23 protein-coding genes are annotated in these 22,977 nt (G+C 67.7%); 5 read left to right on the top strand and 18 right to left on the bottom strand.

What is annotated here, in order from left to right:
* Positions 1 to 2: 2 nt before the first annotated feature.
* Complete coding sequence (gene aroE / locus GQ674_RS18660) at positions 3 to 848, bottom strand: shikimate dehydrogenase (RefSeq protein WP_159498282.1); 846 nt, start codon at positions 846 to 848, stop codon at positions 3 to 5.
* A gap of 54 nt (positions 849 to 902) precedes the next feature.
* On the opposite strand from aroE, the gene GQ674_RS18665 reads away from it, so the two are divergent.
* Positions 903 to 1,775 (top strand): PD40 domain-containing protein, encoded by an 873-nt coding sequence (locus GQ674_RS18665; RefSeq protein WP_159498284.1) that lies wholly within the window; start codon positions 903 to 905, stop codon positions 1,773 to 1,775.
* A gap of 15 nt (positions 1,776 to 1,790) precedes the next feature.
* Here the strand turns inward: GQ674_RS18665 and GQ674_RS18670 are convergent, their stop codons facing one another.
* From GQ674_RS18670 to GQ674_RS18685, 4 genes are all read right to left on the bottom strand, one after another.
* Positions 1,791 to 2,060, bottom strand: a complete 270-nt coding sequence (locus tag GQ674_RS18670; protein ID WP_159498286.1) for an SHOCT domain-containing protein — start codon at positions 2,058 to 2,060, stop codon at positions 1,791 to 1,793.
* Between the two features lie 34 nt (positions 2,061 to 2,094).
* The gene (hemB, locus tag GQ674_RS18675) at positions 2,095 to 3,084 is read right to left on the bottom strand and encodes a porphobilinogen synthase (RefSeq protein ID WP_159498288.1); all 990 of its coding nucleotides are present in this window, start codon (positions 3,082 to 3,084) and stop codon (positions 2,095 to 2,097) included.
* A gap of 38 nt (positions 3,085 to 3,122) precedes the next feature.
* On the bottom strand, positions 3,123 to 4,040 hold the full coding sequence (locus GQ674_RS18680) for a bestrophin family protein (RefSeq protein ID WP_159498290.1): 918 nt from the start codon (positions 4,038 to 4,040) through the stop codon (positions 3,123 to 3,125).
* Positions 4,041 to 4,179: 139 nt separating this feature from the next.
* Positions 4,180 to 4,428 carry a hypothetical protein gene (locus tag GQ674_RS18685; protein WP_128097341.1) on the bottom strand — a complete coding sequence of 83 codons (249 nt, stop codon included), beginning with the start codon at positions 4,426 to 4,428 and terminating at the stop codon, positions 4,180 to 4,182.
* 222 nt (positions 4,429 to 4,650) lie between these two features.
* Between GQ674_RS18685 and GQ674_RS18690 the strand changes: the two genes are divergently transcribed.
* Positions 4,651 to 5,118, top strand: a complete 468-nt coding sequence (locus tag GQ674_RS18690) for a hypothetical protein (protein ID WP_137190730.1) — start codon at positions 4,651 to 4,653, stop codon at positions 5,116 to 5,118.
* A gap of 92 nt (positions 5,119 to 5,210) precedes the next feature.
* Here GQ674_RS18690 and GQ674_RS18695 read toward each other — a convergent pair whose 3' ends face one another.
* From GQ674_RS18695 to GQ674_RS18710, 4 genes are all read right to left on the bottom strand, one after another.
* A complete protein-coding gene (locus GQ674_RS18695) occupies positions 5,211 to 7,025 on the bottom strand; it encodes a DUF885 domain-containing protein (RefSeq protein WP_159498292.1) in 1,815 nt (604 codons plus the stop codon).
* Positions 7,026 to 7,122: 97 nt separating this feature from the next.
* On the bottom strand, positions 7,123 to 7,638 hold the full coding sequence (locus tag GQ674_RS18700) for a cytochrome c oxidase assembly factor Coa1 family protein (RefSeq protein WP_159498294.1): 516 nt from the start codon (positions 7,636 to 7,638) through the stop codon (positions 7,123 to 7,125).
* Positions 7,639 to 7,682: 44 nt separating this feature from the next.
* Complete coding sequence (locus tag GQ674_RS18705; RefSeq protein WP_159498296.1) at positions 7,683 to 9,911, bottom strand: S9 family peptidase; 2,229 nt, start codon at positions 9,909 to 9,911, stop codon at positions 7,683 to 7,685.
* A gap of 178 nt (positions 9,912 to 10,089) precedes the next feature.
* On the bottom strand, positions 10,090 to 10,779 hold the full coding sequence (locus GQ674_RS18710) for a glutathione S-transferase N-terminal domain-containing protein (RefSeq protein WP_128095278.1): 690 nt from the start codon (positions 10,777 to 10,779) through the stop codon (positions 10,090 to 10,092).
* Between the two features lie 109 nt (positions 10,780 to 10,888).
* On the opposite strand from GQ674_RS18710, the gene GQ674_RS18715 reads away from it, so the two are divergent.
* Entirely contained in the window at positions 10,889 to 11,500 is a 612-nt protein-coding gene (locus tag GQ674_RS18715) for a TIGR00645 family protein (protein WP_159498298.1), read from the top strand.
* A gap of 187 nt (positions 11,501 to 11,687) precedes the next feature.
* Positions 11,688 to 12,695 carry an energy transducer TonB gene (locus tag GQ674_RS18720; RefSeq protein ID WP_159498300.1) on the top strand — a complete coding sequence of 336 codons (1,008 nt, stop codon included), beginning with the start codon at positions 11,688 to 11,690 and terminating at the stop codon, positions 12,693 to 12,695.
* Positions 12,696 to 12,765: 70 nt separating this feature from the next.
* On the opposite strand, the gene GQ674_RS18725 is transcribed toward GQ674_RS18720, so the two are convergent.
* From GQ674_RS18725 to GQ674_RS18740, 4 genes are all read right to left on the bottom strand, one after another.
* Positions 12,766 to 13,761, bottom strand: a complete 996-nt coding sequence (locus GQ674_RS18725) for a DUF6708 domain-containing protein (protein ID WP_159498302.1) — start codon at positions 13,759 to 13,761, stop codon at positions 12,766 to 12,768.
* 1 nt (position 13,762) lies between these two features.
* A complete protein-coding gene (locus GQ674_RS18730) occupies positions 13,763 to 15,523 on the bottom strand; it encodes a hypothetical protein (protein WP_159498304.1) in 1,761 nt (586 codons plus the stop codon).
* A complete protein-coding gene (locus GQ674_RS18735) occupies positions 15,490 to 15,972 on the bottom strand; it encodes a DUF4123 domain-containing protein (RefSeq protein ID WP_159498306.1) in 483 nt (160 codons plus the stop codon). The genes GQ674_RS18730 and GQ674_RS18735 overlap by 34 nt, the downstream gene beginning before the upstream one ends.
* Positions 15,973 to 16,181: 209 nt before the next feature.
* The gene (locus GQ674_RS18740; RefSeq protein ID WP_159498308.1) at positions 16,182 to 16,436 is read right to left on the bottom strand and encodes a hypothetical protein; all 255 of its coding nucleotides are present in this window, start codon (positions 16,434 to 16,436) and stop codon (positions 16,182 to 16,184) included.
* Positions 16,437 to 16,512: 76 nt separating this feature from the next.
* On the opposite strand from GQ674_RS18740, the gene GQ674_RS18745 reads away from it, so the two are divergent.
* On the top strand, positions 16,513 to 17,319 hold the full coding sequence (locus GQ674_RS18745; protein WP_159498310.1) for a helix-turn-helix transcriptional regulator: 807 nt from the start codon (positions 16,513 to 16,515) through the stop codon (positions 17,317 to 17,319).
* A gap of 99 nt (positions 17,320 to 17,418) precedes the next feature.
* On the opposite strand, the gene GQ674_RS18750 is transcribed toward GQ674_RS18745, so the two are convergent.
* From GQ674_RS18750 to GQ674_RS18770, 5 genes are all read right to left on the bottom strand, one after another.
* Entirely contained in the window at positions 17,419 to 18,612 is a 1,194-nt protein-coding gene (locus tag GQ674_RS18750) for an ABC transporter permease (RefSeq protein ID WP_128096076.1), read from the bottom strand.
* On the bottom strand, positions 18,600 to 19,346 hold the full coding sequence (locus tag GQ674_RS18755; RefSeq protein WP_159498312.1) for an ATP-binding cassette domain-containing protein: 747 nt from the start codon (positions 19,344 to 19,346) through the stop codon (positions 18,600 to 18,602). The genes GQ674_RS18750 and GQ674_RS18755 overlap by 13 nt, the downstream gene beginning before the upstream one ends.
* Positions 19,343 to 20,854: an alpha/beta fold hydrolase gene (locus GQ674_RS18760; RefSeq protein WP_159498314.1), complete on the bottom strand. Its 1,512-nt coding sequence runs from the start codon at positions 20,852 to 20,854 to the stop codon at positions 19,343 to 19,345. The genes GQ674_RS18755 and GQ674_RS18760 overlap by 4 nt, the downstream gene beginning before the upstream one ends.
* Before the next feature lie 107 nt (positions 20,855 to 20,961).
* A complete protein-coding gene (locus tag GQ674_RS18765; RefSeq protein WP_159498316.1) occupies positions 20,962 to 22,128 on the bottom strand; it encodes a GGDEF domain-containing protein in 1,167 nt (388 codons plus the stop codon).
* Between the two features lie 51 nt (positions 22,129 to 22,179).
* On the bottom strand, positions 22,180 to 22,929 hold the full coding sequence (locus GQ674_RS18770; protein ID WP_159498318.1) for a ferredoxin--NADP reductase: 750 nt from the start codon (positions 22,927 to 22,929) through the stop codon (positions 22,180 to 22,182).
* Positions 22,930 to 22,977: the final 48 nt, after the last annotated feature.

Consider the following 22,977-nt stretch of genomic DNA (forward strand, 5'->3'; position numbering starts at 1 on the left):
GCTCAGTCCTCGCCGGCCAACGCGTGCTCGGCGCGCAGTTCGGCGTACACCGGGTCGGTCTGCGGGCGCACCGCATGCCATTGCAGGAAGCTCTCGGCGGCCTGCTCGACCAGCATGCCCAGCCCGTCCACCACATTGCGGCAGCCGGCCGACCGCGCCCACGCGGTGAAGCCGATGGCGGCCTCGCCGTAGTTGAGGTCCACCGCGGTGGTCATGCTGTTGACCAGCCCCAGCGGCAGGGTGAATTCGTTGGCGCGGTCGCGCCCGGCCGAGGTGGCGTTGATGATCAGTTCGAAGTCGCCCAGCTCGCGGATGTCTTCCCAGTACCGGGTGATGGCGCGGCCGGGTTCGCCCATGGCGTCGATCAGCGCATCGGCGCGTTCGGGGGTGCGGTTGACCACCACCAGCTCCAGGATGCCGGCATCCAGCAGCGCCGGGGCGACGCTGCGTGCCGATCCGCCCGCGCCGATCAGCAGGGTGCGGCGGCCGCGCAGGTCCAGGCCGTGGCGGTCGGTGAGGTCGCGCACCAGGCCGATGCCATCGGTGGTGTCGCCATGCCAGCGGTCGCCCTTGCGCAGCAGCGTGTTGACCGCGCCCGCCCGGCGCGCGCGCGAGGTCAGCGTGGTGCACAGCGCGAAGGCTGCCTCCTTGTGCGGGGCAGTGATGTTGGCGCCCACGCCGCCTTCGGCCGCGAAGGCCTCCAGGGCGGCGGCGAATGCGTCCGGGCTGGTCTCGATGGCGCGGTAGTCCAGCGCGATGCCTTCCTGGCGGCCGAACGCGGCGTGGATGCGCGGCGACTGCGAGTGCGCGATGGGCTGGCCAAATACGGCGTAACGATCGGCGGTCATGGGTGTGTCTGCTCCGGGCCTAGAATGGAACGCAAACCCCCAACGGAAGCGGCTATGCGCACTCCATTGTCACTGCTCGCGCTGTGCGCCAGTTTACTCTCCACGCCGCAGGCCATGGCGCTTTCCGAATTCGGCATCGAGGGCATGGGCGTGGTGTCGACCAAGGCCAACGAGGCCCAGGCCACCATCGCGCCGGACGGCCAGCGCATCGTGTGGGCCTCCGACCGCGCCGGCGGTGCCGGCGGCTGGGACCTGTGGCAGGCGGTCCTGCGCGACGGACGCTGGCAGGACCCCACGCCGCTGGCGTTCAACACCGGCAGCGATGACACCGACCCGTACTTCAGCCACGACGGGCGCTGGCTGTACTTCGCCTCCAACCGCAGCGGCGGGCGCGGCGGGTTCGACCTGTACAGCGTGGCGGTGCATGGCGACGGCAGCTTCGGGCCGGTGATGGCGCTGCCGGTGACGATCAACACCGCCGCCGACGAGCGCCGCCCGGCACTGCGCCCGGATGGCCAGGCGCTGCTGTTCGCGCGCAATGGCACGGGCACCCACGGCGGCTTCGACCTGTACCTGGCCACCGTGCAGGACAAGGGGTTTGGCACCGTGGCCGCACTGCCGGCCCCGCTCAACAGTGGCGCCGACGAGCTGGGCGGCGCATGGCTGGGCAACGATGGCGCGCTGGCCCTCACCCGGGTCAGCGGCGGGCATGCGCAGGTGTGGGTAGTGGGCTGCGATTACCGCCAGCCGGCCACGCCGCTGGTGCTGTCGTTCAACACGGCCGACGGCCAGACCGGCGCGCCCGTGGTGGATGCCGCCAAGCCGACCGAGCTGGTGGTGGCGGGCATGGCCCGCGCACCGCGCGCGGGCGGGCTGGACCTGTACCGGATGAAGGCACCGGACGCACCGGACGGTGCGTGCCGCTGAGGAGAATCGATGCGATCAGCGCGCCGACAGCAACGCGGCGCGCTGCCGTTCGTACTCCGCTTCGCTGATGTCGCCGTGGTCCTTGCGCTGGTTCAACGCAGCCAGCTGCGCCTGCAGTTCGGGCGACAGCTGCGCCTCACGCGCCACCCGGGCGGCGGCGGACGGCTGTTCCGGCGGGCGCTTGGCCGCGCGCAGCACGCCGCGGATGACCAGCCCGATCACCGCCGCGAACACCACCACCCCGGTGCCCCAGGTCACCCATTGGACCCATCCCATCGTCTGCATCGTCATCGTCCTGTCGGCGTAGTGGCGCGTATTGTCAGCGTTCGCGCAGCCAACGCGCCACCTGCGGGGCGAAATAGGTCAGCACGCCATCAGCACCGGCGCGCTTGAAACCGATCAGCGACTCCAGCACGCAGGCGCGCTCGTCCAGCCAGCCGTTGGCGAAGGCGGCCTTCATCATCGCGTACTCGCCACTGACCTGGTAGGCGAAGGTCGGCACGCCGAACTGCTGCTTCACCCGGCGCACCAGGTCCAGGTATGGCATGCCCGGCTTGACCATCACCATGTCCGCGCCCTCTTCCAGGTCCAGCGCGATTTCGCGCATGGCCTCGTCGCCGTTGGCCGGGTCCATCTGGTAGGTCTTCTTGTCGGCCTTGCCCAGGCTGGTCGAGCTGCCCACCGCATCGCGGAACGGGCCGTAGAACGCCGAGGCGTACTTGGCCGAGTAGGCCATGATGCGCACGTTGACGTGGTCATCGGCATCCAGCGCGCGGCGGATGGCGCCAATGCGGCCGTCCATCATGTCCGATGGCGAAATGATGTCCACGCCGGCGGCGGCGTGCGACAGCGACTGCTTCACCAGCGCGGCGACGGTGATGTCGTTGAGCACGTAGCCCTTGTCGTCGATGATGCCGTCCTGGCCGTGGGTGGTGTACGGGTCCAACGCCACGTCGGTCATCACCCCCAGCTCGGGGAAGCGCGACTTCAGCGCGCGGATGGCGCGCTGCGCCAGGCCGTTCTCGTCCCACGCGGCGGCCGCGTCGAGCGACTTGCCGGACGGGTCGATCACCGGGAACAGGTCGATCACCGGGATGCCCAGCTCCAGCGCTTCTTCGGCCACCTTGAGCAGTTCGTCGATGGACAGGCGCTCCACGCCGGGCATCGACGCCACCGGCGCGCGGCCGGCCAGCTCATGCACGAACACCGGGTAGATCAGGTCGTCGGTGGTAAGCGTGTTTTCGCGCATCAGGCGGCGCGAGAACTCGTCGTGGCGCATGCGGCGGGGGCGATAGTCGGGGTGGGCCATGGGGATGCTCCGTAACGGTATTCGGGGGGGCGGCAGGATTACTGCAGCAGGTAACGATGCGGTTGCAGCGGCGCGGGCAGCGGGTCCACGCCGAGGCTGTCGAGCAGATCGATTTCGATGGTGCGCACCAGCGCGTCCAGCGGCAGGTCGTTGGGCTCCAGCCCGAACGGCTCTTCCATTTCCTCGCCCAACTGGTCCAGCCCGAAGAAAGCGTAGGCCAGCACCGCCGACACCACGGGGGTGGCCCAGCCCAGCGAACTGGCCAGGCCGAACGGCAGCAGCACGCAGAACATCCATGCGCAGCGGTGCAGCAGCAGGGTGTAGGCGAACGGCAGCGGGGTGGACAGGATCCGCTCGCAGCCGGCCTGGATGCTGGACATCGCGTGCAGGCGCGTTTCGAACTGGGCGTACAGGATCGGGTCGAGGCGGCCGGCACGCAGCGGCTCGGCCAGGTCGGCGGCGATCATCGCCAGCAGCTGGTCGGGTGCGTTGAGGCGCGCGCCCAAGCGGGCGTGGTCGTCCTCGGCCACCCAGGGCAGCGCGGCCAGCGCGGCGTCGCGCCCGCGCAGCTTGGCCGCCAGCCCATGGGCAAACCCGATCCCGAGCCGGCAGATGCGGTCGCGGCGCGGCGCGTCATCGGCCAGCAGGGCGCTGCACAGCCGGGCCAGGCTGCGCGATTCGTAGACCAGCTGGCCCCACAGCTTGCGGCCTTCCCACCAGCGCTCGAAGCAGGCGTTGTTGCGGAAGCTCAGGAAGATCGACAGCACCAGGCCGAGCAGGGTGAACGGCGCGACCGAGACGCGCTCGATGCCCGGCGGATGCCAGACCTCGGCGAAGGCGGCCACGGCAATGGCCAGCAACAGGATGGCCAGCACCTTGGGCGCCACCGCTGGAACGATGGAGCCGCGCAGGATGTACAGCAATTGCCAGCCGTGGGGGCGGGGACGAATGATCATCGAATGCGGAAATGGCGCCTGGACAGGCGTGGGCCAGTGGCGCAAACGCCCCGGCAGCCGCTGATTGTACGCCCGTGCATGCGGACGCCCGCCCGCTGCGACCGATGGTCGCAGCCCGGACCGCGGACGCCGGGTGGGCTCAGATGATGCCGCCGCCCAATCCCAGGCGGACGATGCCCACCACCACCACGATGCCGTTCAGCACCAGCCCGGCCCAGGCCCGGCCCCGCTTGGTCGGATGGGTGAACAGGATGCCCAGTGCGGCAATGACCGCGCCGACCGCCGCGAACGGGATCAGGAACCAGTTGCCCCAGCCCAGCAGCGGGATCAGGGCCAGCACCATCCACAGCAGGGCCAGGATGCCCCACAACAGACTGATCAATCCCATGCCAGGCTCCTTGAATGACGGTGGCGCCACCATAGCCCAGATCCGGGCCGATGGCGCCGAACCTGACGCGTTCATCGGCGCATCCGTGCCGGCCATCGCCGCGGTGTCATGGCGATCACCTGCCCGGTGCTAGCGTAGGTCCCAGGACGTTGGCACCGATTCAGTAGCCAGCGTCGATGATCGCGCCACGGGCCACAGGTCCCTACCGAACAGGGGTGATGCATGAACATTCGAACGATTGCCGTACTCGGCGTGCTGCTGGCCGTGGCCGGCTGCGCCAGTACCTCCAAGGTGATGCTGGGCCAGGCGCGTGCGCCGGTAGACCCGGCCAGCGTGCAGATCTATTCAACCCCGCCGGCGGGCTCGGTGGAAATCGCCCAGCTGGAATCGTCCAGCGCGGTCGGTTTCGGCACCCAGGGCCAGACCGATGCGGCGGTGATGCGACTGAAGCGTGAAGCAGCCGCCCTGGGCGCCAACGGCGTGATCCTGATGGGCGTGGGCTCCAGCGGCTCGCCGGTGGGTATGTCAGTGGGTGGCGGCAGCTACGGCTCGCATGTGGGCGGCGGTGTCGGCATCGGCATTCCGACCACGCAGAAGCGCGCGGCCGGCGTGGCGATCTGGGTACCCAACCCGGCCGCGCCCACCGCACCGGCGCGCCTGCCGACGCAGACGATCACGCCGACCCGATAACACGCACGGGGGTGGGCCATGACCGTGGGTCGTGGCTCGGCGACGGGACACCGACCCACGGTCGGTGTCTACCGGTGGGGTCACTCAACCGATCAGCGTTTTGCAGGCGCCTTGTACTTCGGCACGAACACCTCGTTGACCGCTTGTGCCAGCTGGTCCGGTGGCAGCAGGCCCTGGTCGAGCAGGAAGTTGTTGAAGGCCAGCCGGTCGAAGCGCTTGCCCAGCGCCAGTTCGGTCTGCATGCGCAGTTCCAGGATCCGGGTATAGCCGTAGAAGTAGCTGCCGGCCTGGCCGGGCATGCGCACCATGTAACGGTCCAGTTCCTGGGTGGCCATCGCCTTGGACAGGCCGACCTCGTCGATCAGCACGCGCTCGGCGTTGGCCCGGTCGATCAGGCCCAGGTTGAGCATCGGGTCGAGCATGGCGCGCGCCGCGCGCAGCAGGCGGAACTGCAGCGCGATCAGCTGCCCGTCCAGCGGCTCGTACGGCACCATCTCCGCTTCGGCATACAGCGCCCAGCCTTCCACGTTGACCGAGTTGAACGCGAACATGGTGCGCGCCAGCGAGATGCCGCGTTCGACCATCGCGGTGAACTGCAGCTCGTGGCCGGGGCGGCCTTCATGTGCGCTCAGCGTCCAGGCCGCCGAACCGAAGTTGAAGTCGTCGTACTGCGCGGCCTTGTCGCCCGCGGCCGGGTTGCCCAGCGGCAGTACGAAGGTGCCCTGCTGGCCAGTGTTGCCCACCAGCGGCGCCGGCAGGAAGTGCGGGGCCGGCGAAGCGGCGCTTTCGGCAGCCGAACCCAGGCGCATCTGCATCGGGCGCTGCGGCACGTCGACGATCTTCTCGCGGCGGATGATCGGGTCGATCGCATCGATCACGCCCCGGTAGTGGTGCTCCAGCTGGTCATCGGCGATCTTGTCGCCCTTCAGCGCGCGCACCACCGCCACCGGATCGGTGGGGTCGGTCACCTTCAGGCCCTTGGCCTGCACCACCAGCGGCGACAGCTGGCGCATCGCCGAGCGGGTTTCCATGAATTCCAGCTGCGCACGCTGCATCAGCACCGCCGGGGCGATGTCGATGCCCACGCGCTTGAGCTGGTAGGCATACAGCGGCTCGGGCAGGCGCGCATCGGCACGGGCCTTGGGCAGCACGTCCTTGCGGGTCCAATCGCGGTACTCGCGCAGCTGGGTGGCGAGCGTCTTCAGCGCCTCGTCCGCGCCGGCCACCTTGTACTTGCCGAACAGCTGCTCGATGCCGGTGATGTAGGTGTCCACGTTGGCCAGCGACTGCTCGACCTCGATCTTTGTCGGCTGCAGCAAACCCTTGTCGGCCAGGCGCTCTTCATAGCGCTGGCGCGACAGCGTGGTCACCGGTTGGGTGCCCGGGGCCAGGCCGGCGTAGGCCTTCAGGCGATCCAGCGCCTTGGCGCGACGCTCGGCCGATACCTGGTCGGAGAGCAGCATGTTGATGCCGCTGAACACCGTCTGCGGCGTGTCGGTCCACGGCAGCAGGTACTTCTCGTTGAGTTCGCTGCCTTCGATGTTCTGGCTGGCTGCCGCGATCATGATCGCCAGGTCCTGGCGCACGTTCGGGTCGCGCTCGGTGGCCAGCTTGGCCTGCAGTTCGCTGCGCGCCTTGGCCATGGCCGCGCGGTAGCGCGCGCCGTTGTCCGGGCCGAAATCGGCCACCTTGTCGTCGTAGCCGGGCACGCCGAAGAAGCCGGTTTCCTCCGGTTGGAACGGGCCCTGCGCATCCAGCAGGATCTGCGCCAGCTGGTTGCTGCGAGTGACCCAGGCCGGGCTCGTCGGCGCCTTGGCGGCGGCCGGGGCGGCAGCATGCACGGGCGGCGCGGACAGCGCGGCGGGGACGGAAAGGGCCAACGCAACGGCAAGGGCAAGCGGCTTCATGCAGGACTCCCGGGGAACGGATGCCTGCGACCCTACCCGGTCAGGGCGGTACCGACAATCGGCCAAGGGTCATGGTGGTGCACCGCCGGCGCTACGCTCACAGCATCACGCCGGGTGGGCAGTCACCGCGCTCACGACACTCGCGCAGCGCACATTCCCGCGCCGCCTCGGCATCGTCCAGTGCGGTCAGATCGATCGGCTCGGACTGCCCGGCAAGCACGTACAGCATCGGGTAGTCCCACTCCCCCTGCTGGCGGGTGGCCTGCAGGAACATCCGCGCGTCGCCGCGCGGGCCATTCAAGTGCACCAGGAACTGGCTGTGGCCACCACCACCGGGCACCAGATTCATGCTGCCGGTGGGCAGGAAACCATCTTCAATCGGCTCGCCCAGTTCCGCCACCAGTTCCACGCTGCAGCGCGCGCGGCGCATGGCTTCTTGGTAGGGCTCGCTGCTGCGGCTCCAATGCGCCCACTGGGTGACCGCCAGCCACACCGCGGCCGCCGCCGCCGCGCTGGCCGACAGCACCGCCAATGGCATGGCCCAGCGCCAGTGCCGGCGCCACCATCCGGGGCCGGCAGGGCGCGCCCCGGGAAGCGGGGGTGGCTGGTTCATCGGCGTCCTCCTTGTCATGCCGGTGATGCGGGGTCCCGCGGGAGTTACGGTGCCAGGCAGCGCCCCAGGAAATCCTCGGCCAGGCGGTAGCGGTGCAACGCGTTGCTGCCCGACAGACCGTGCTTGGCGCCCGGGTAGGTCATCAGTTCGAACGGCTGCCCACGCTTCTGCAACGCGCTCATCAGCGCGGTGGAATTGGTGAACAGCACGTTGTCGTCGGCCATGCCGTGGATCAGCAGCAGGCGCGAGCGCAGGCCGTCGATATGGGCCAGCACACGCGCTTCTTCATAGCCCTTGGGGTTGTTGCCCGGCAGGTTCATGTAGCGCTCGGTGTAATGGCTGTCGTACAGGCCCCAATCGGTGACCGGCGCGCCGGCCACGCCGCAGGCATAGGTGTCCGATGCCTTGGCCAGCAGCATCAGGGTCATGTAGCCGCCGTTGGACCAGCCCTGCACGCCGATGCGCGCCGGGTCCACCCACGGCTGCTGCTTCAGCCAGGCCACGCCGCGCAGCTGGTCGGCCACTTCCACCGTGCCCTGCACGCCATACAGCGCGCCGCCGAAATCGCGGCCGCGACGCGGGGTGCCGCGATTGTCCAGCGAGAACACCACATAGCCCTGCTGGGCCAGGTACTGGTTGAACAGGTGGTCGCCGCGGCCGGGCCAGCTGTTGGTGACGGTCTGGCTGGCGGGCCCGCCGTACACGTACACCGCCACCGGGTAGCGCTTGGCCGGGTCGAAACCGGCCGGCTTGATCAGGCTATAGTGCAGTTCGGTGCGGTTGTCGGCGGCCTTCAGGGTGCCGAACTCGACCGGGCGCTGGGCCTCCAGGTAACGCGCATACGGGTGCTGCGGATCGGCCAGGTTGTTCTCCACCAGCGTGGCGATCTTCGTGCCATCGGCACGGTGCAGCGAAATCTGCGGCGGAGTGGTGGTGTTGGACCAGCTGTCCACGTACACACTGGCATTGCGCGCGAAGCTGGCGCTGTGCATGCCCGGTGCCTGGGACAGGCGCTGCGGCGTGCCGCCCTGCAGCGACACCGCGTAGATCTGGCTTTCGCGCGGCGACTCGACCCCGGCGCGGAAGTAGACCTGGCCGGCCGCTTCGTCCACTGCCAGCAGTTTGTCCACCGGCCAGTTGCCCTGGGTGAGCGCGGTAACGGTCTTGCCGTCCTCGGAGATGCGGTACAGGTGTTCAAAGCCACTGCGCTCGGACGACCATACGAAACCGCCCTGCGCCAGGAAACGCAGGCTGTTGTGCAGCGGCACCCAGGTCCTGGAGGTTTCGGTGACCAACGTGTGCTGCTTGCCGGTGGCCAGGTCGGCCTGGATCAACTCGAGATGCTTCTGGTCGCGCGACTGCCGCTGGAAGGTCAGCCGTTGCGGGTCGCGCCAGTCCACGCGTGCCAGGTAGATGTCCGGGTCGCGGCCCAGGTCGACCCAGCGCGGCGCGGCATCGGTCTTGGGGGCGATCACCCCCAGCGTCACGGTGACGTTGTGGTCGCCGGCAGCGGGGTAGCGCTGTTCGATCATTTCGGTGCGGTCGGCGTACATTTCGTAGCGCTTCTGCACCGGCACCGGGCGTTCGTCAATACGCGCGAAGGCGATCGCCGAATCGTCCGGGGCCCACCAGTACCCGGTGTGTCGGTCCATCTCCTCATCGGCGACGAACTCGGCCACGCCGTTGCCGATGGTGTCGCTGCCATCGCGGGTCAGCTGGATCTGCTTGCCGCTGGCCAGGTCGATCACCCACAGGTTGCGCGCACGCACGAAGCTGACAAAGCCGCCCTTCGGCGACAGCTTGGCGTCGGTGGCGAAGCCCTCCCCGTGGGTGAGCTGGCGCACGGCGGCCGTGCCTTGTTTGGACAGGTCATACAGGTACAGCTCGCCGCCCAGCGGGAACAGCAGGGTGTGCGCGTCGGGCGACCACTGGTAATCGACAATGCCGGTCATCGCGGCGATGCGCTGGCGCTCGCGGCGGGCCTTCTCTTCATCGCTGAGGGTTTCGGTGCCGGGCAGCACCACCTTGGAGTCCACCAGCAGCCGGGTCTGGCCGCTGGCGATATCGAAGCTCCACAGGTCCAGCTGGTTGCGGTCCTCCTGCTTGCCGCGGAGGAAACTCACCTGCGAGCCGTCCGGGGCCACCTTGGGTTTCATCAGGGTCGGACCGGACAACGGCAGCGGACCGGTGATGGCCTCCAGGGTCAGTTTTTCAGCGTGGGCCATGGTGGTCGAAGCGAGCATGAGGGCGAGCGAGGCAAACAGGTGGCGCATGAAGGGTTCCGGCAAGCGACAGGTCCGCCCCCATGCCAAGGCAGGGGGCGGTCAGCCCCCATCCTAACCAAGGCAGTGCGGGAAGGCAGCATGACCTTCTACCCGGGCGCGGTCGGCGCTGGACGCGCACCACGTAGAGCGGGGCTCTGCCCCGTTGCTTTGGATCCCGGCGCGGCCTTCAGCGCTGGCCGAACAGGTGCTTGCGCTCGTCCTCACTGAGCGGCTTGCCGGCGTCGGGGTTCACCTGCTGGCGCAGCGCATAGGCGCGCTGGGTGGCCGGGCGGGCGGCGATCGCGTCATGCCAGCGCTTGAGGTGCGGGAAGGCGGCAAAGTCCACGGGCAGCTTGTCGTACGCGCCAATCCAGGGGTAGCTGGCCATGTCGGCGATGCTGTACTCCGCGCCGCCCAGGTAGGCGCTGTCGGCCAGGCGCTTGTCCATCACCCCGTGCAGGCGGCGCACTTCGTTGTTGTAGCGCTCGATGGCGTAGGGAATCTGCTCGGGCGCGTACACATTGAAATGGCCCATCTGCCCGCTCATCGGGCCCAGCCCGGCCATCTGCCAGAACAGCCACTCCAGCACGGCCACGCGGCCCCGGCTATCGGCGGGCAGGAAGCGACCGGTTTTCTCGGCCAGGTACAGCAGGATCGCACCGGACTCGAACACGCTCTGCGGCGCGCCGCCATCGGCAGGCTGGTGGTCGACCAGCGCGGGCATCTTGTTGTTGGGCGAGATGGCCAGGAATTCCGGCTTGAACTGGTCGCCGGCGCCGATGTTGACCGGCTTGATCTGGTACGGCAGGCCCAGCTCTTCCAGCAGCAGCGTGACTTTGTGGCCGTTGGGGGTGGGCCAGTAATACAGATCGATCATGGCGACAGCACTCGCGGATGAGGAACCCCGAGTCTAGTGCGTCAGTTGGGTGGCAGGGTCACGGCGGACCCGTTACCCTGCCGCCTCTCCCGCAACGCAGCATTCCAGCATGAGCCCCACTCCCCGGCCCATCAGCCCCCTGTCCTCCCTGATCTTCGCCTCGCGCTGGCTGCAGCTGCCGCTGTACCTGGGCCTGATCCTGGCCCAATGCGTCTACGTGTTCCTGTTCGGCAAGGAGCTGTGGCACCTGCTGCACAAGGCCAATGCCATGGGCGAGCAGGAAATCATGCTGCTGGTGCTGGGCCTGATCGACGTGGTGATGATCTCCAACCTGTTGGTGATGGTGATCGTGGGCGGCTATGAAACCTTCGTCTCGCGTCTGCGCCTGGAGAACCACCCCGACCAGCCGGAGTGGCTCAGCCACGTCAATGCCAGCGTGCTCAAGGTGAAGCTGGCGCTGTCGATCATCGGCATCTCCTCGATCCACCTGCTCAAGACCTTCATCGCCTCGGGCACCCTGGACGCCCTGCCGCTGTGCGACAGCGAGGCCTACCTGAATGCCGTGGCGGCGACCGGCCAGATCATCAAGTGCGCCAGCATGACGTCCACCGGCGTGATGTGGCAGACCGTCATCCATTGCGCCTTCATCCTGTCGGCCATCGGCATTGCCTACACCGACAAGCTGATGAGCGGCGGGCCCAGCAAGACCCTGTCGCACTGACACTTGCCCGGCAGCGTCGGCATCGGTCACGATGCCGGCCTGCCCTCGCCGTCCGGCCCCTGGCCGGCCGGGGTGATGCTAGATTGCACACCTGCAGTACCGCCGTGGACGCCGGGAAACGTCCATCGGCCTCGGCCAGCCTGACCGCATCGGGCCTTACGTACCGTCGTATTCAAAGGGGAGTTGGATGTCGCACGTCAACACGATTGCCTCGCTGCGCCTGCTGGCGCCATTGGCCCTGCTGGTCGCCCTGGCCGCCTGCTCGGGCAAAGACGAACCGGCACCGGCCGCACCGGTCGCCGCACCCACTGCCACCCCGGCCGCGGCGCCTGCCGTGTCGGCCAAGGTGCAGTCGATGGGCACCGAGGAACTGCGCGACCTGGCCAGCAAGGCCCTGCGCGAGAACCGCATGTACGCCCCGGCGGGCGACAACGCCATCGAGTACTACCTGGCGCTGCGCGACAAGACCCCGGACGACGCCTCGGTCAAGAGCGCGCTCACCGACCTGCTGCCCTACACCCTGATCGCCGCCGAGCAGAGCCTGGGCCGCGAGGACTTCGCCGAATCGCAGCGGCTGGTCGCGCTGATCGAGAAGGTCGACGCCACCGCACCGGCCCTGCCGCGCCTGAAGCAAGGCATCACCGGCGGCATGCAGACCGCCCTCAAGCGCACCCAGGAAGAGACCGACAAGGTCAAGAAGGACGCCGAGAACCGCACCAAGCAGCTGGCCGACCAGCAGCGCCTGGCCCAGCAGCAGGCAGCCGAAGCCGAAGCGGCGCGCACCATTGCCGCCCAGCAGGATGCCGCCCGCCGCGACGGCGAGCGCCAGGATGCCGAACGCCAGGCCAGCGCCCGCCGCGAGGCCGAGCAGCGCCAGCAGACCGCCGCCGCCCAGCAGGCCGCCGCGGCCCGCCAGGCCGCCGCCCCGGCAGCGGCGGCACCGAGCCTGCGCCCGGTCAGCACCCCGGCCCCGCGCTACCCGGCCGAAGCACTGCGTTCGGGTACGTCCGGCGAAGTGCTGGTGGAGATCACCGTCGGCACCGACGGTTCGGTCACCAACGCCCGCGTGCTGCGCGCCACGCCGTCGCGCGTATTCGATCGCGAGGCGCTCAACGCGGTCAAGCGCTGGAAGTTTGAGCCGGTGGGTGCGCCGGTGACCACGCGGCGTACGCTGGCGTTCGCGCCGGGCGGTTGATCGGTTTCGACAGTGACGTGCAGAAAGGCCCGGAGCGATCCGGGCCTTTTTGGTTTTGGCGGGTGGGCTTCTACCGCCAGAGTTGGCGATCCAGGTGGCGCTGGCGTGCCCGTGCATAGATGGCCGGATCACTGGCGAACTCGGCCATGAAGCGGGGTTCCGGCAGCGCGTGGGGATCATCGGGCGCAATGGCGCATTCGGCTTCGATCTCCGGCGGGAAGACCGGGGCCTTGCAGGTCTTGAAGGTCAGCCAACGGCTGAGCGTCAACGCGCTGTAGACCGGCAACATCAACGTGTAGCGCAGCGGGAAGAGCGCGGTGCCCATCATCAGACACACCAGCATCCAGTGGTTGCGGAAGGTGGGCAGTGTGGAGAGCGTAATGACGCGATCCAACGGATCGTCGAAGCACGTTTCCGGACCCTCCTGCATGTACCGACAGATCAACGCCCATTCTTCCCGGATGTCCTGGTCGTGATCCCAGAAGTGGCCGATGGTGAAGGTCTGCTGCACTTGATGGTTGCGATCAAGCAGGTGGCAGCGGAGGTCGCGCAGCTGGGGGTCCTGGCCGCCACGGCCTATGTGGAAGAAGGCGAAGGGCGACCCCCATGGCACGACCACGACGCCACCCGGGCCGTTGTGACGGAAGAAGTAGATCTTGCGGGTGATGCGGTTGAAGCGGACGGGATAATGGGTGTAACTAAACACGTCCTTGCGTAGGTAGAGGAACCAGATCAGTGCGATCATGCCCGTTCCAGCAAGTGCGACGGAGGAGACAGAAAACACACTGTCTGCGAGCCCGCCACGCATCCCGGATGCCTTGAAGATCAGTGCCGATACCCCAAACACTGTCAAGCAGGAGAGCGTTAGCGATACCAACGTCGCAGTCATTCCCTTGATCTTGAATGTCCTATCTACGTACTCAATGAATACTGAGTTGAAGCGAACGAGGCTTATCGCGTCATCCGCCGAAACTTCGATTGAGGCGTCATGCTTCAGTTCACCGTCACATTCTTCCTTAGTGAGATCGCGCTCAACTTTGAACGGGGGCTGCCAGCCTGTCAGCATCTCAACGTGCCCTCAGTGCTTTCATGGCCTTTGATTGGTCCGTCCAACTGTCGAAGGCGCCGCTCTCATTGTTTCCGAAGTGCACCGCCTTATCGAGCCAGCGCTCAACTTCGTTTGGCACCATCCACGCCACTGCTACAGTTAGTACGGCTGCAGAGATCATGAGAAAAATGGCCACTGGAATGGCGGCGCCGATGGTGATGAGAAATGCGCCAGCCGCGCCGGCAATGCCGCCAATCATCATGCTCGCGCCATAGCCTTTGCTCAATGCGTAGTCGCGGTAGCCCTGATAGAACGTAAGGGCACCAATAACCATGCCCGCCAATCCACTCATCAAACGCCCACCTCCCCCCAAAAGTTCAGCTCTCGTGCTGGCATTGAACATCCATCGCCCCATTGGCTCAGCCAAGGTCTTCGAGAACCAGGGCAGCTTCGCGCCAACCTCACCCAGAAGAATGGCCGAATCACCAATCAGCGCCGCTGCGCCTGCCGCGAAGTTGGCCTGTAGAAGACCCTGCTCTTCCACGGGCGCCTTCATGATCTGCTGGTTCAGGTGACCCAGGCTGGCCGACATCATGACCAGCCCCGCGATGCCATATCCATAAGAGCTGCGATGGAGCCCAGACACGGTGCTACGCATCGCATCATGCAGGTCCACTACGCTCAAGGTGCGTTGCAGGTGCCGCTGGATCGTCGCCCCGGGCATCACCGCCTTGGCATTGAGTGCCTTGAACAGCTTCAGTTGATCGGCGTCCACAAAGGCCACCATGCCAAACTTGAACCGGGCGCCATCCATCGTCGCGTTGGCGGATTCGAGTGCTGCGGACGCAGCGACGCTGGCCTGCTGCGCCGCGTTCAAGCCCGCCCGCGACGCCAACGTCATGGCCAGCGCTTTGCGCGCGCGCTTTGGCGTGGTATGGCCGGTCAGATCCACCAACTGGGTTTGAGGCGATCCCGACTGCGCCATTGCGGTCATTAGCCCCATCTGCCAGCGCGCAGGCAAGCGGCCAACGTCCGCAGCGACCATACGGCCAATTTCGTCCCCCACCATTCGTGTCACTGGACCTGAAAGGTGTTCCAGCAGACGCGCTGAACCTTGATACATGCCCGCAGTCTTGCCCGCCGCCGGATTGTCCAGCAGCGCCTTGAACGCATTGGACAGCCCATGGGCCGCCAGCAGCCAGTCGCGCGCACCCGGTGCGGTGGAGGTTTTTGCCAGCACCTGTTTCCAGTCGCTGATCAGTGCGTCCTGGTTCCACACCTGCGCGCGGAGAAGAATGGACTGGGGATCCAGCGGATCGCCGTTCTCCAACTGTTCCAGCACATACGCGAACACTTTGCCGCGCGAGGTAGCGTCCTGCAGCATGGCGGTCACCGCCTCCTGATACAGAATCCCCGACGTGGTGTCGGTGCTGTCGAAGTTGCAGACCATATGCTGCTTGAAGGCCGCTGCCGACAACCAGGCGATGTACCCATCGTCCAGTGCGGCGATGTGCTTCTGGTAAAACCGGTCCTGCTCGTCCAGGTAGGTGTTCTTGAGCCAACGTGCATACGCGTTGCCATCGCGCAGGTGCTTGCGGTATTTCTTCCAGGACTCTCTGCCCAGTCTGAGCACCTCTTCTTCGTCTTCCACGGCGAACACGTCGTCGGTCCACAGCGGCAACGACCTGCTCAATTCCTGCGCGGCAGTCCGCCCACCGAACACCCCGACGATCCCCCTCCCCACCATCAGGTGCCGCCGAGCGGCTCGTGCCAGGTCCACGCGTGCACCGGGCCCATTACCTCGGCCATCTGCGCCGGAGTCAACAACCAGCGGAGGTGGCGGAATACGCGGGGATCGTGCACGCGAAACCATACGCGGCCCTTGCCGGGCCGCCACAAGCCCATCAGATGCCGCAGGTGACCTCGCAGGTGCGCTGCCTCGTTGCAGGCCAGCAACGTGCAGAACAAGGGGCGTCCGCGTTCGCGCAGGTGCAGCTCGGCACGATCCAGCACCTCCAGCCGCCGATCCCGGGACATTGCATCCAGCGCCACCAGCAGCGGCGGCTGGCGCAGATACCCACTCAGTTCCACCGGCTCCAGCGGCTCGCAGGAGAGATCGGCAAAGCAGGCGGCGGCCACCTGGGTGGGGTCGATGATGGCGTGGGTCTGCGCAAGGAAGGTGCGATGGCCCATGTCGATAGGCGCGTTGACGTGCGTGTCCAGGTCCATTGGAACTCTGCATCGGTGGATGCAGGCAGGCTACGAGGCGCGCGGGGGTGTAGCGAAGAGCCAGAACCGACAGTGCTTCGTGGGCTTCACAGTTTTTCTATTTCGATTTGCAGATGGCTCGCGAGCTTCCATATGGCATGCCTATCCGTGGCACGGACCTCCAACGCTCCGCAGCGGCGCATGATGGGCACGCCGCGCGGGCAACGCAGTCACCGGTGCTGTTCCACCAGTTGCCGCAGCGCTGCATCTTTCGGCACCAGCACGTCGAACAAGCCCAAGGCGTGCAGCCCGGGCAGCAGCGTCAGCAGGTCGCGTTCGGCGGCGTTGCGCGCCGCGGCATCCTGAGCGGCATCGAGCAGGATCGTCGCATTGGCCAGGAACGCGCCGACGCTGCCCTTGCGCACGGTGATGCCGGCGCGTTGCACATGGTCGTGGTCATCCGGCAGCAGGTCTTCAGGTCGCATCGGGGCAGGCTCCAAGTGGGGAACGCCAGTATCCAAGGGCAACGGCGGCGGTTCTGTCGTATAACTGCCACCTGATATGGCAGATCCGACACACTCCGCCCTGCTCGACCCGGCGCTGGCCGATGACCCCGCCGGCCCGCTTCTGTTCGCTGCCCGCACCTTCCCGCGGGGAGGCAAGGCCGGTCCACGACGCACACCGCGCCACCAGCATGCGCGTGGGCAACTGCTGGGCGCCGACAGCGGCCTGATGCAGATCGATGTGGGGGCCACGCACTGGCTGTTGCCGGCCGGCCACCTGGCCTGGATTCCGCCTGACCTGCCGCACGCGTTGCTGGCGCCACAGGGTTTCGAGGGGTGGAGCCTGTACTTCAACGTGGCCGCCAGCGCGCTGCTGCCCGACCAGCCCCGGATTCTGGCACCGGGCCCGCTGCTGCAGGCCGCCATCCAGCGCGCGCAACAGTGGCCACCCGGTCCGTTGGATGCTGCACAGCGACGTCTTGCAGGGGTGATCGTGGATGAGATCGCCACCCATCCGATGTTGCCGTTGGCCCTGGCACACCCGCAGGATCGACGCTTGCGACGCGTGGCCAGCGCGTTCGCCGCCCATCCCGAGGACAACCGCAGCGTCGAGCACTGGGCCGCGTTCGCCGGCCTGTCCAGCCGCACGCTCACCCGCCAATGGCAGCGCGAAACCGGCATGGGGCTGTCGCGTTGGCGGCAACGGCTACGGGTGCTGCATGCTCTGCCCCGGCTGGCGGCGGGTGACACGGTCACGCGTACCGCGTTGGCGCTGGGGTATGAGACCGCCAGCGCGTTCATCGCGGTATTCAAACGCGAACTGGGCGATACACCGGCGCGGTACGCGCGGGATGCACGCGGATGAGAGCAGGCGCCGAGGGGGCAGCCACGCATGGCGTGGCTCTACCTTGTGGGGAGCGAAGCAGAAAGGGGCGATGACGCACTCGCCATCGCCCCGGTGTGCTCAACCCGAAATCGCCAACCGCTCCTGGTGGTAACGGCGCACCGCCGCATACCACAGCACCGCGGCAAGGCCGAAGCCGGCGGCCAGGTAGACGGCCCACATCTGCATGCTGATCGCCTCGTGTCGGATGATCTTCAGCAGCATCTGGTTCTGCGCCAGGAACGGCACCGCGAACTGCCACAGCTCGCTCTTCAGCGGATACACCATCAGCGCGTAGCCGGGCAGCATTGGCAGCAGCATCAGCCAGGTCATGTGGCTCTGGGCTTCCTTCATGCTCTTGGCCGCTGCCGACAGGAAAGTCAGCAGCGAGGTGCCGATGAACAGCATCGGCAGCATGATCAGCAGCATCTGCGCCATCGGCAGGAAGCCCATGTTCAATTGCCGCCCTGCCCCGCTGCTGGACAGCTGCGCACTCAGTTTGAACGCGAGCAGGGTGAGCAGCAGCGACGCCATGCCGACCACGCAGGCAGCGGCGATCTTGCCGCTGACGATTGCACTCCGCGATGCGGGCGTGGCCAGCAGCGGTTCCAGCGATTGGCGCTCGCGCTCGCCGGCGGTGGTGTCCATCACCAGGTAGGCACCGCCCAGGAACGAGGTGATGGTCAGCAGCACCGGCAGCAGGAACGACAGCACCTGGCCACGCTTGGCCTCGGCCGTGGCCAGGTCCTGGGTGGCCAGGTCCAGAGGCCGCGCGACCTGCGCATCCACGCCACGGGCAAGCAGGCGCAGCGCGCCCACCTGCTGGTTGTAGCCGGCCAGCGCGGTCTGCAGGCGCATGCTCGGGATGTCGGCGGCGCGGCGGGTGCTGTCCTTGACGATCTCTACCAGCGCCGGGCGCCCTTCGGCCCAGTCCTTGCCGAAGTCCGGGCTGATCCGCAGCGCGACGTCGATCTGCTGGTCGCGGATGGCTGCGGTCAGGTCCTTGGGCGCATCCACCGCATTGAGCCCCTGCGCGGCCAGGAAGCGCACCAGGTTGGGGGCGTTCTCGCGGCCGATGGTGGCGATCTCCAGCGGTTTGTCGATCTGGGTCTTGACCCGGCTTTCGGCCAGCTTGCCCATGCCCAGGATCAGGATGGGATACAGCAGCGGGCCCAGCAGCAGGGTCAGCGCGAGGGTGCGACGGTCGCGGGAAAGATCGCGCAGTTCCTTGCGCATCACGGTCAACAACGTGCTCAACGAACTCATGCGTGCAATCCTTCTTCCGAACCGATCACCTTGACGAAGGCATCTTCCAGGTTGTCTTCCCCGGTCTGTGCACGCAGCTCATCGGCGCTGCCGGCCGCCATGACCGTGCCGTGGGCGATGATCACGATGCGATCGCACAGCGCGGCCACCTCCTGCATGATGTGGCTGGAAAAAATCACGCAGCGGCCCTCGTCGCGCAGGCCACGCAGGAAGCCACGCAGCGCGCGCGTGGTCATTACGTCCAGGCCGTTGGTGGGTTCATCCAGGATCACGTTGCGCGGGTCATGCACCAGCGCGCGGGCGATGGCGGTCTTGGTCCGCTGGCCCTGCGAGAAGCCGTCGGTCTGGCGGTCCAGGATGTCCTCCATGTCCAGCGCCTGCGACAGCACCTGGGTGCGCGCGCGGATCTGCGCGGCGCTCATGCCGTGCAGCTGGCCAAAGTAGGCGATGTTCTCTCGGGCGGTCAGGCGCTTGTACACACCGCGCGCGTCGGGCAGCACGCCCAGCCGGCGGCGTACCGCGACCGCATCGCTGGCCGCGTCGATGCCATCCACCAGCACGCGGCCCTGGTCGGGCGTCATCAGCGTGTACAGCATGCGCATGGTGGTGGTCTTGCCGGCGCCGTTGGGGCCGAGCAGGCCGGTGATCTGGCCGTCCTCGGCCTGGAAGCCGACGTTCTCCACTGCCTTGATCAGGCCGGTCTTGGTCTTGAAGGCTTTGTGCAGGTTCTCGGCGACGATCATGGTTCCCATCCGTTGAACGAGGTGAAGGCCGGCACCGGACTCAGCGAGTCCAGGCAGGTGGCGTCGAGCGATTTGGCGTCTGCCTTGTCCATGAACTGGCCCAGCAGGCGCGGCATGCAGCCGGCGTTGAGGGTGCCGTGGCCCTGGCCCTTGGCGATCAGATGACGGCCATTGGGCAGGGTCTTGAGCACCTGCTCGGCGTAGCGCGGCGGGGTGACCGGATCGAACTGGCCCGACAGCAGCAACACCGGCAGGTCGCTCTTCAGCGGTGCGGTGAACTCCTTCGGGCGCGTGCCGACCTTCCAGCCCGGGCAGGCGGCGAAGAACATGCGCGCCACTTCGGGGCCGAGCAGGCGATCGCTGGCGGCCGGCTCCTGGTAGCGGTCGGCATCCTCGGCGCAGATGACCGACCACTGCATGCCACGGTTCATCTGTACCCCCAGGGAGCGGCTGGCCATCCTGCTCAGCGACATCAGCGGGGCGTAGCGGCCGTGCGCCGCCTCATCCAGCACCACCGGCAGCAGCGAGGACAGCTCGGGCATGTAGGAGAACATGAAGGCCAGGCCGGTGACCGAATCGGACGTCAACACATCGCGCTTGGTGTCGGCGGTCCCCGGGTCACGGTACTCGACCTCCACCGGAGCCTTGGCCAGCGCGTCCATGACGTTCTTGAGCTGGGTGTGCGTATCGATCGGGAAGCGCTTGGCGCAGGCGGCATCCTTCCTGCACTGCGCCGCCTGCAGGTCGATGGCGGCTTCAAAGGTGTTGGCGAAATCACCGCCCACCACCACGTCGTTCGGGGCCACCCCGTCGATCACCACCGCACGGGTGTGCTTCGGGTAGTGCGCGGCGTACTGCTGGGCCACGCGGGTGCCGTACGAGCCGCCGATCAGATTGATCTTGTCCACGCCCAGCGCCGCACGCACGGTGTCGATGTCGGCGATGGCCTGGGTGGTGGTGTAGAAGCGGGTGTCGGCGCGGCTGGCCAGCGGCGCGGCGCACTGGGCGGCGAAGTCGGCAATGGCCTGGGTGGTCGGGGCGATGCTGTCGTCCAGCGCCATTTCCTTGCCGTCGGCCCCCAGGCAGGTGAGCGGGTTGGATTTGCCCGTGCCGCGCTGGTCGACCAGGATGATGTCGCGTTGCTTGCGCACTTCGCGCAACGCCACGTTGATCACCGCGGCCACTTCAGTCGCTGCCTGGCCCGGTCCACCGGCCAGGAAGAACACCGGGTCGCCCTTGCCCTCGCCTTCGTTGCTGGTATCCAGCCAGGCGATGTTCAACCCGATCTTGCGCCCGTCCGGCGCGGCCGGGTTCTCGGCCACCTGCAGGGTGGCGCACTGCGCTTCCACGTTGTCGCTGGCCTGGGTGCTGGTCAGCGTGCACGGCTTGAACGTCAGGTGTCCGTACTGGCGTTGCGCGGCTTCCGGGGTGGCCTCCGGTGTGGCCTGGCAGGCGGCCAGCAGCAGCAAGACTGCACCGGTCGCCAAGGGACGGCAGGAAACTCGCATGTTCGATCGCATCCTGGATTGAAGGGTCTCAGCATGCCATGACGAAGGGGCGCGCTGGATGTGACCAGCGCCCTGCCGACTGGGCGGACGCCTCGCGCCGGCCGGCCTCAGGCAGGCTGTGGCACCGCACTGACCGTGCGATCGCGGCCGTCGGCCTTGGCCTGGTAAAGCGCCCGGTCGGCGGCGGCCAGCAAGGCTGCGAGGTCGTGCGCGCCCGTGCCGACCACCAGCCCGATGCTGGTGGTGACCACCACCGGCGTGTCGCCCACGTGTGCGGGATGGGCCTGCAGCTGCGCACGAATGCTGGCCGCCTGTTCCCGGGCCCGGGCATGATCGCCCCCCGGCAACAGCACCACGAACTCCTCCCCGCCGTAGCGGCCCAGCAGATGCTGCTGGCTGGCCAGGCTGCCGGCCAGGACCGCGGCGAAGTGGTGCAGCACCTGGTCGCCGGTGAGATGCCCCCAGCGGTCGTTGATCTGCTTGAAGTGGTCCACGTCCAGCAGCAGCAGGGCCAACGGTTGTTGCTGCCGTTGGCACTGCAGCAGGCATGCCTGGCCATCGGCCAACACCGCGCTGCGGTTGAGCAGGCCGGTCAGGCCGTCGGTGCGTGCCGCGCGGCGCAGGTCCACCAGCATCCGCTCCACCAGCAGCAGGACCAGCGCGAAGCAACGGGCCAGCTCCAGGAAGATGCCCGCGAGGTAGGTGGCGAACATCGGCGCCCCAGCCCGGAAGATGTCCTGGCCGGCGTCGGGGGCCACCGGCAGCCACAGCCGCACCAGGTACACCACCGCTTCGGCCGCGAAGATGGCCGCGGCCAGCCAGCAGCTGGTGCGCTGCTGGGGCGGCGCATGGCGTACCAGCATCCAGGCCATCCAGCTGTTGACCAGTACCGAGAACAGGCTGGCCACGTTGAGCCGGACGGCCAGGTTCGGGAACGGCACCACGAACACAACGATGCCGGCCACGTATGCACCGGCCAGCACGGCCGGCTGCCAGGCCGGCAGCGGCCGCTGCAGGTGGCGCGCCACCCCGTACAGCATCAGCACCGCCGAGAGCGCCAGCACCGCATTGCCGAAGATCACCAGGGGAACGACGGGCAGCTGCGCGCGCAGCGCCACCGAGGTCAGGCTGAGTGCCAGCAGCCACAGGCTGGCCGTCCACAGGCGCAGCGCCGGTTGCCCGCGCAGGACCAGCAGCAGCAATGAGAAGCCCACTGCGATGCCCAGGCACAGCAGGTAGCCGAGCACGGCGACGGTGGGGAAATCCAGGGACATGCGGCCTCGCGCATGAGGGCGGCGCGCGCATCTTAGCGCGCGCCGTGCAGGTTACTTGCTGCTGACGTACTTCTCGCGCCGCACCTGCGGGGTCGGCAGGCCGGCGTCCTTCAACGCCTCGAAGGTGGCATCGACCATGTCCGGGTTGCCGCACAGGTAGGCGATGTCGGTGGCCGGGTTCGGGGCGAACTCGGCCAGGTGCTGCTGCACGTAGCCGTGGCGCACGTCCGGATGCGGGTTCTCCGGCAGCTCGCGCGACAGGCACGGCACGTAGCGGAAGCCCGGGTGGGCGGCCGCGAAGGCATAGAAGTCGTCGCTGTAGAGCAGCTCGGCGGGGGTGCGGGCGCCCTGGAGCAGCACCACCTCCACCCCACGGTCGGCCATGGCGGTGGCCAGCAGCGGCAGCATCGACCGGTACGGGGTGACCCCGGTGCCGGTGGCGATCAGCAGGTAGCGGGCGTTGTGGTCGCCCAGCTGCAGGCAGAACCGGCCGAACGGGCCGCTGGCGGTGACGTGGCCGCCGATGTCCAGGCCCTCGAACAGGGCCGTGGCGGCGCCGCCGGGGACGAAGCTGACCGCGATATCGACCGCTTCGCCCGCGCCAAGGGCGTGGTTGTGAATGGTGGCCAGTGAGTAACTGCGCTTGGTGGCGGTGCCGTCGGCGTACTCGAAATGAACCTGGATGAACTGGCCGGGCTGGAAATCCAGCGGCTGGCCGTCATCTCGCAGGAACTGGTAGTGGCCGACGGTCGGGGCCAGCATGCGCCGGTCGACCAGTTTGAGGGGGAATTGAACAGGCACGGCTTTTCGGGACGGTGTGTAGCCGGGGCAAGCCCTCGGGGTCTTCTA

The sequence above is a fragment of the Stenotrophomonas sp. 364 genome (genome assembly GCF_009832905.1).
Taxonomy (GTDB): Bacteria; Pseudomonadota; Gammaproteobacteria; order Xanthomonadales; family Xanthomonadaceae; genus Stenotrophomonas; species Stenotrophomonas maltophilia_AP.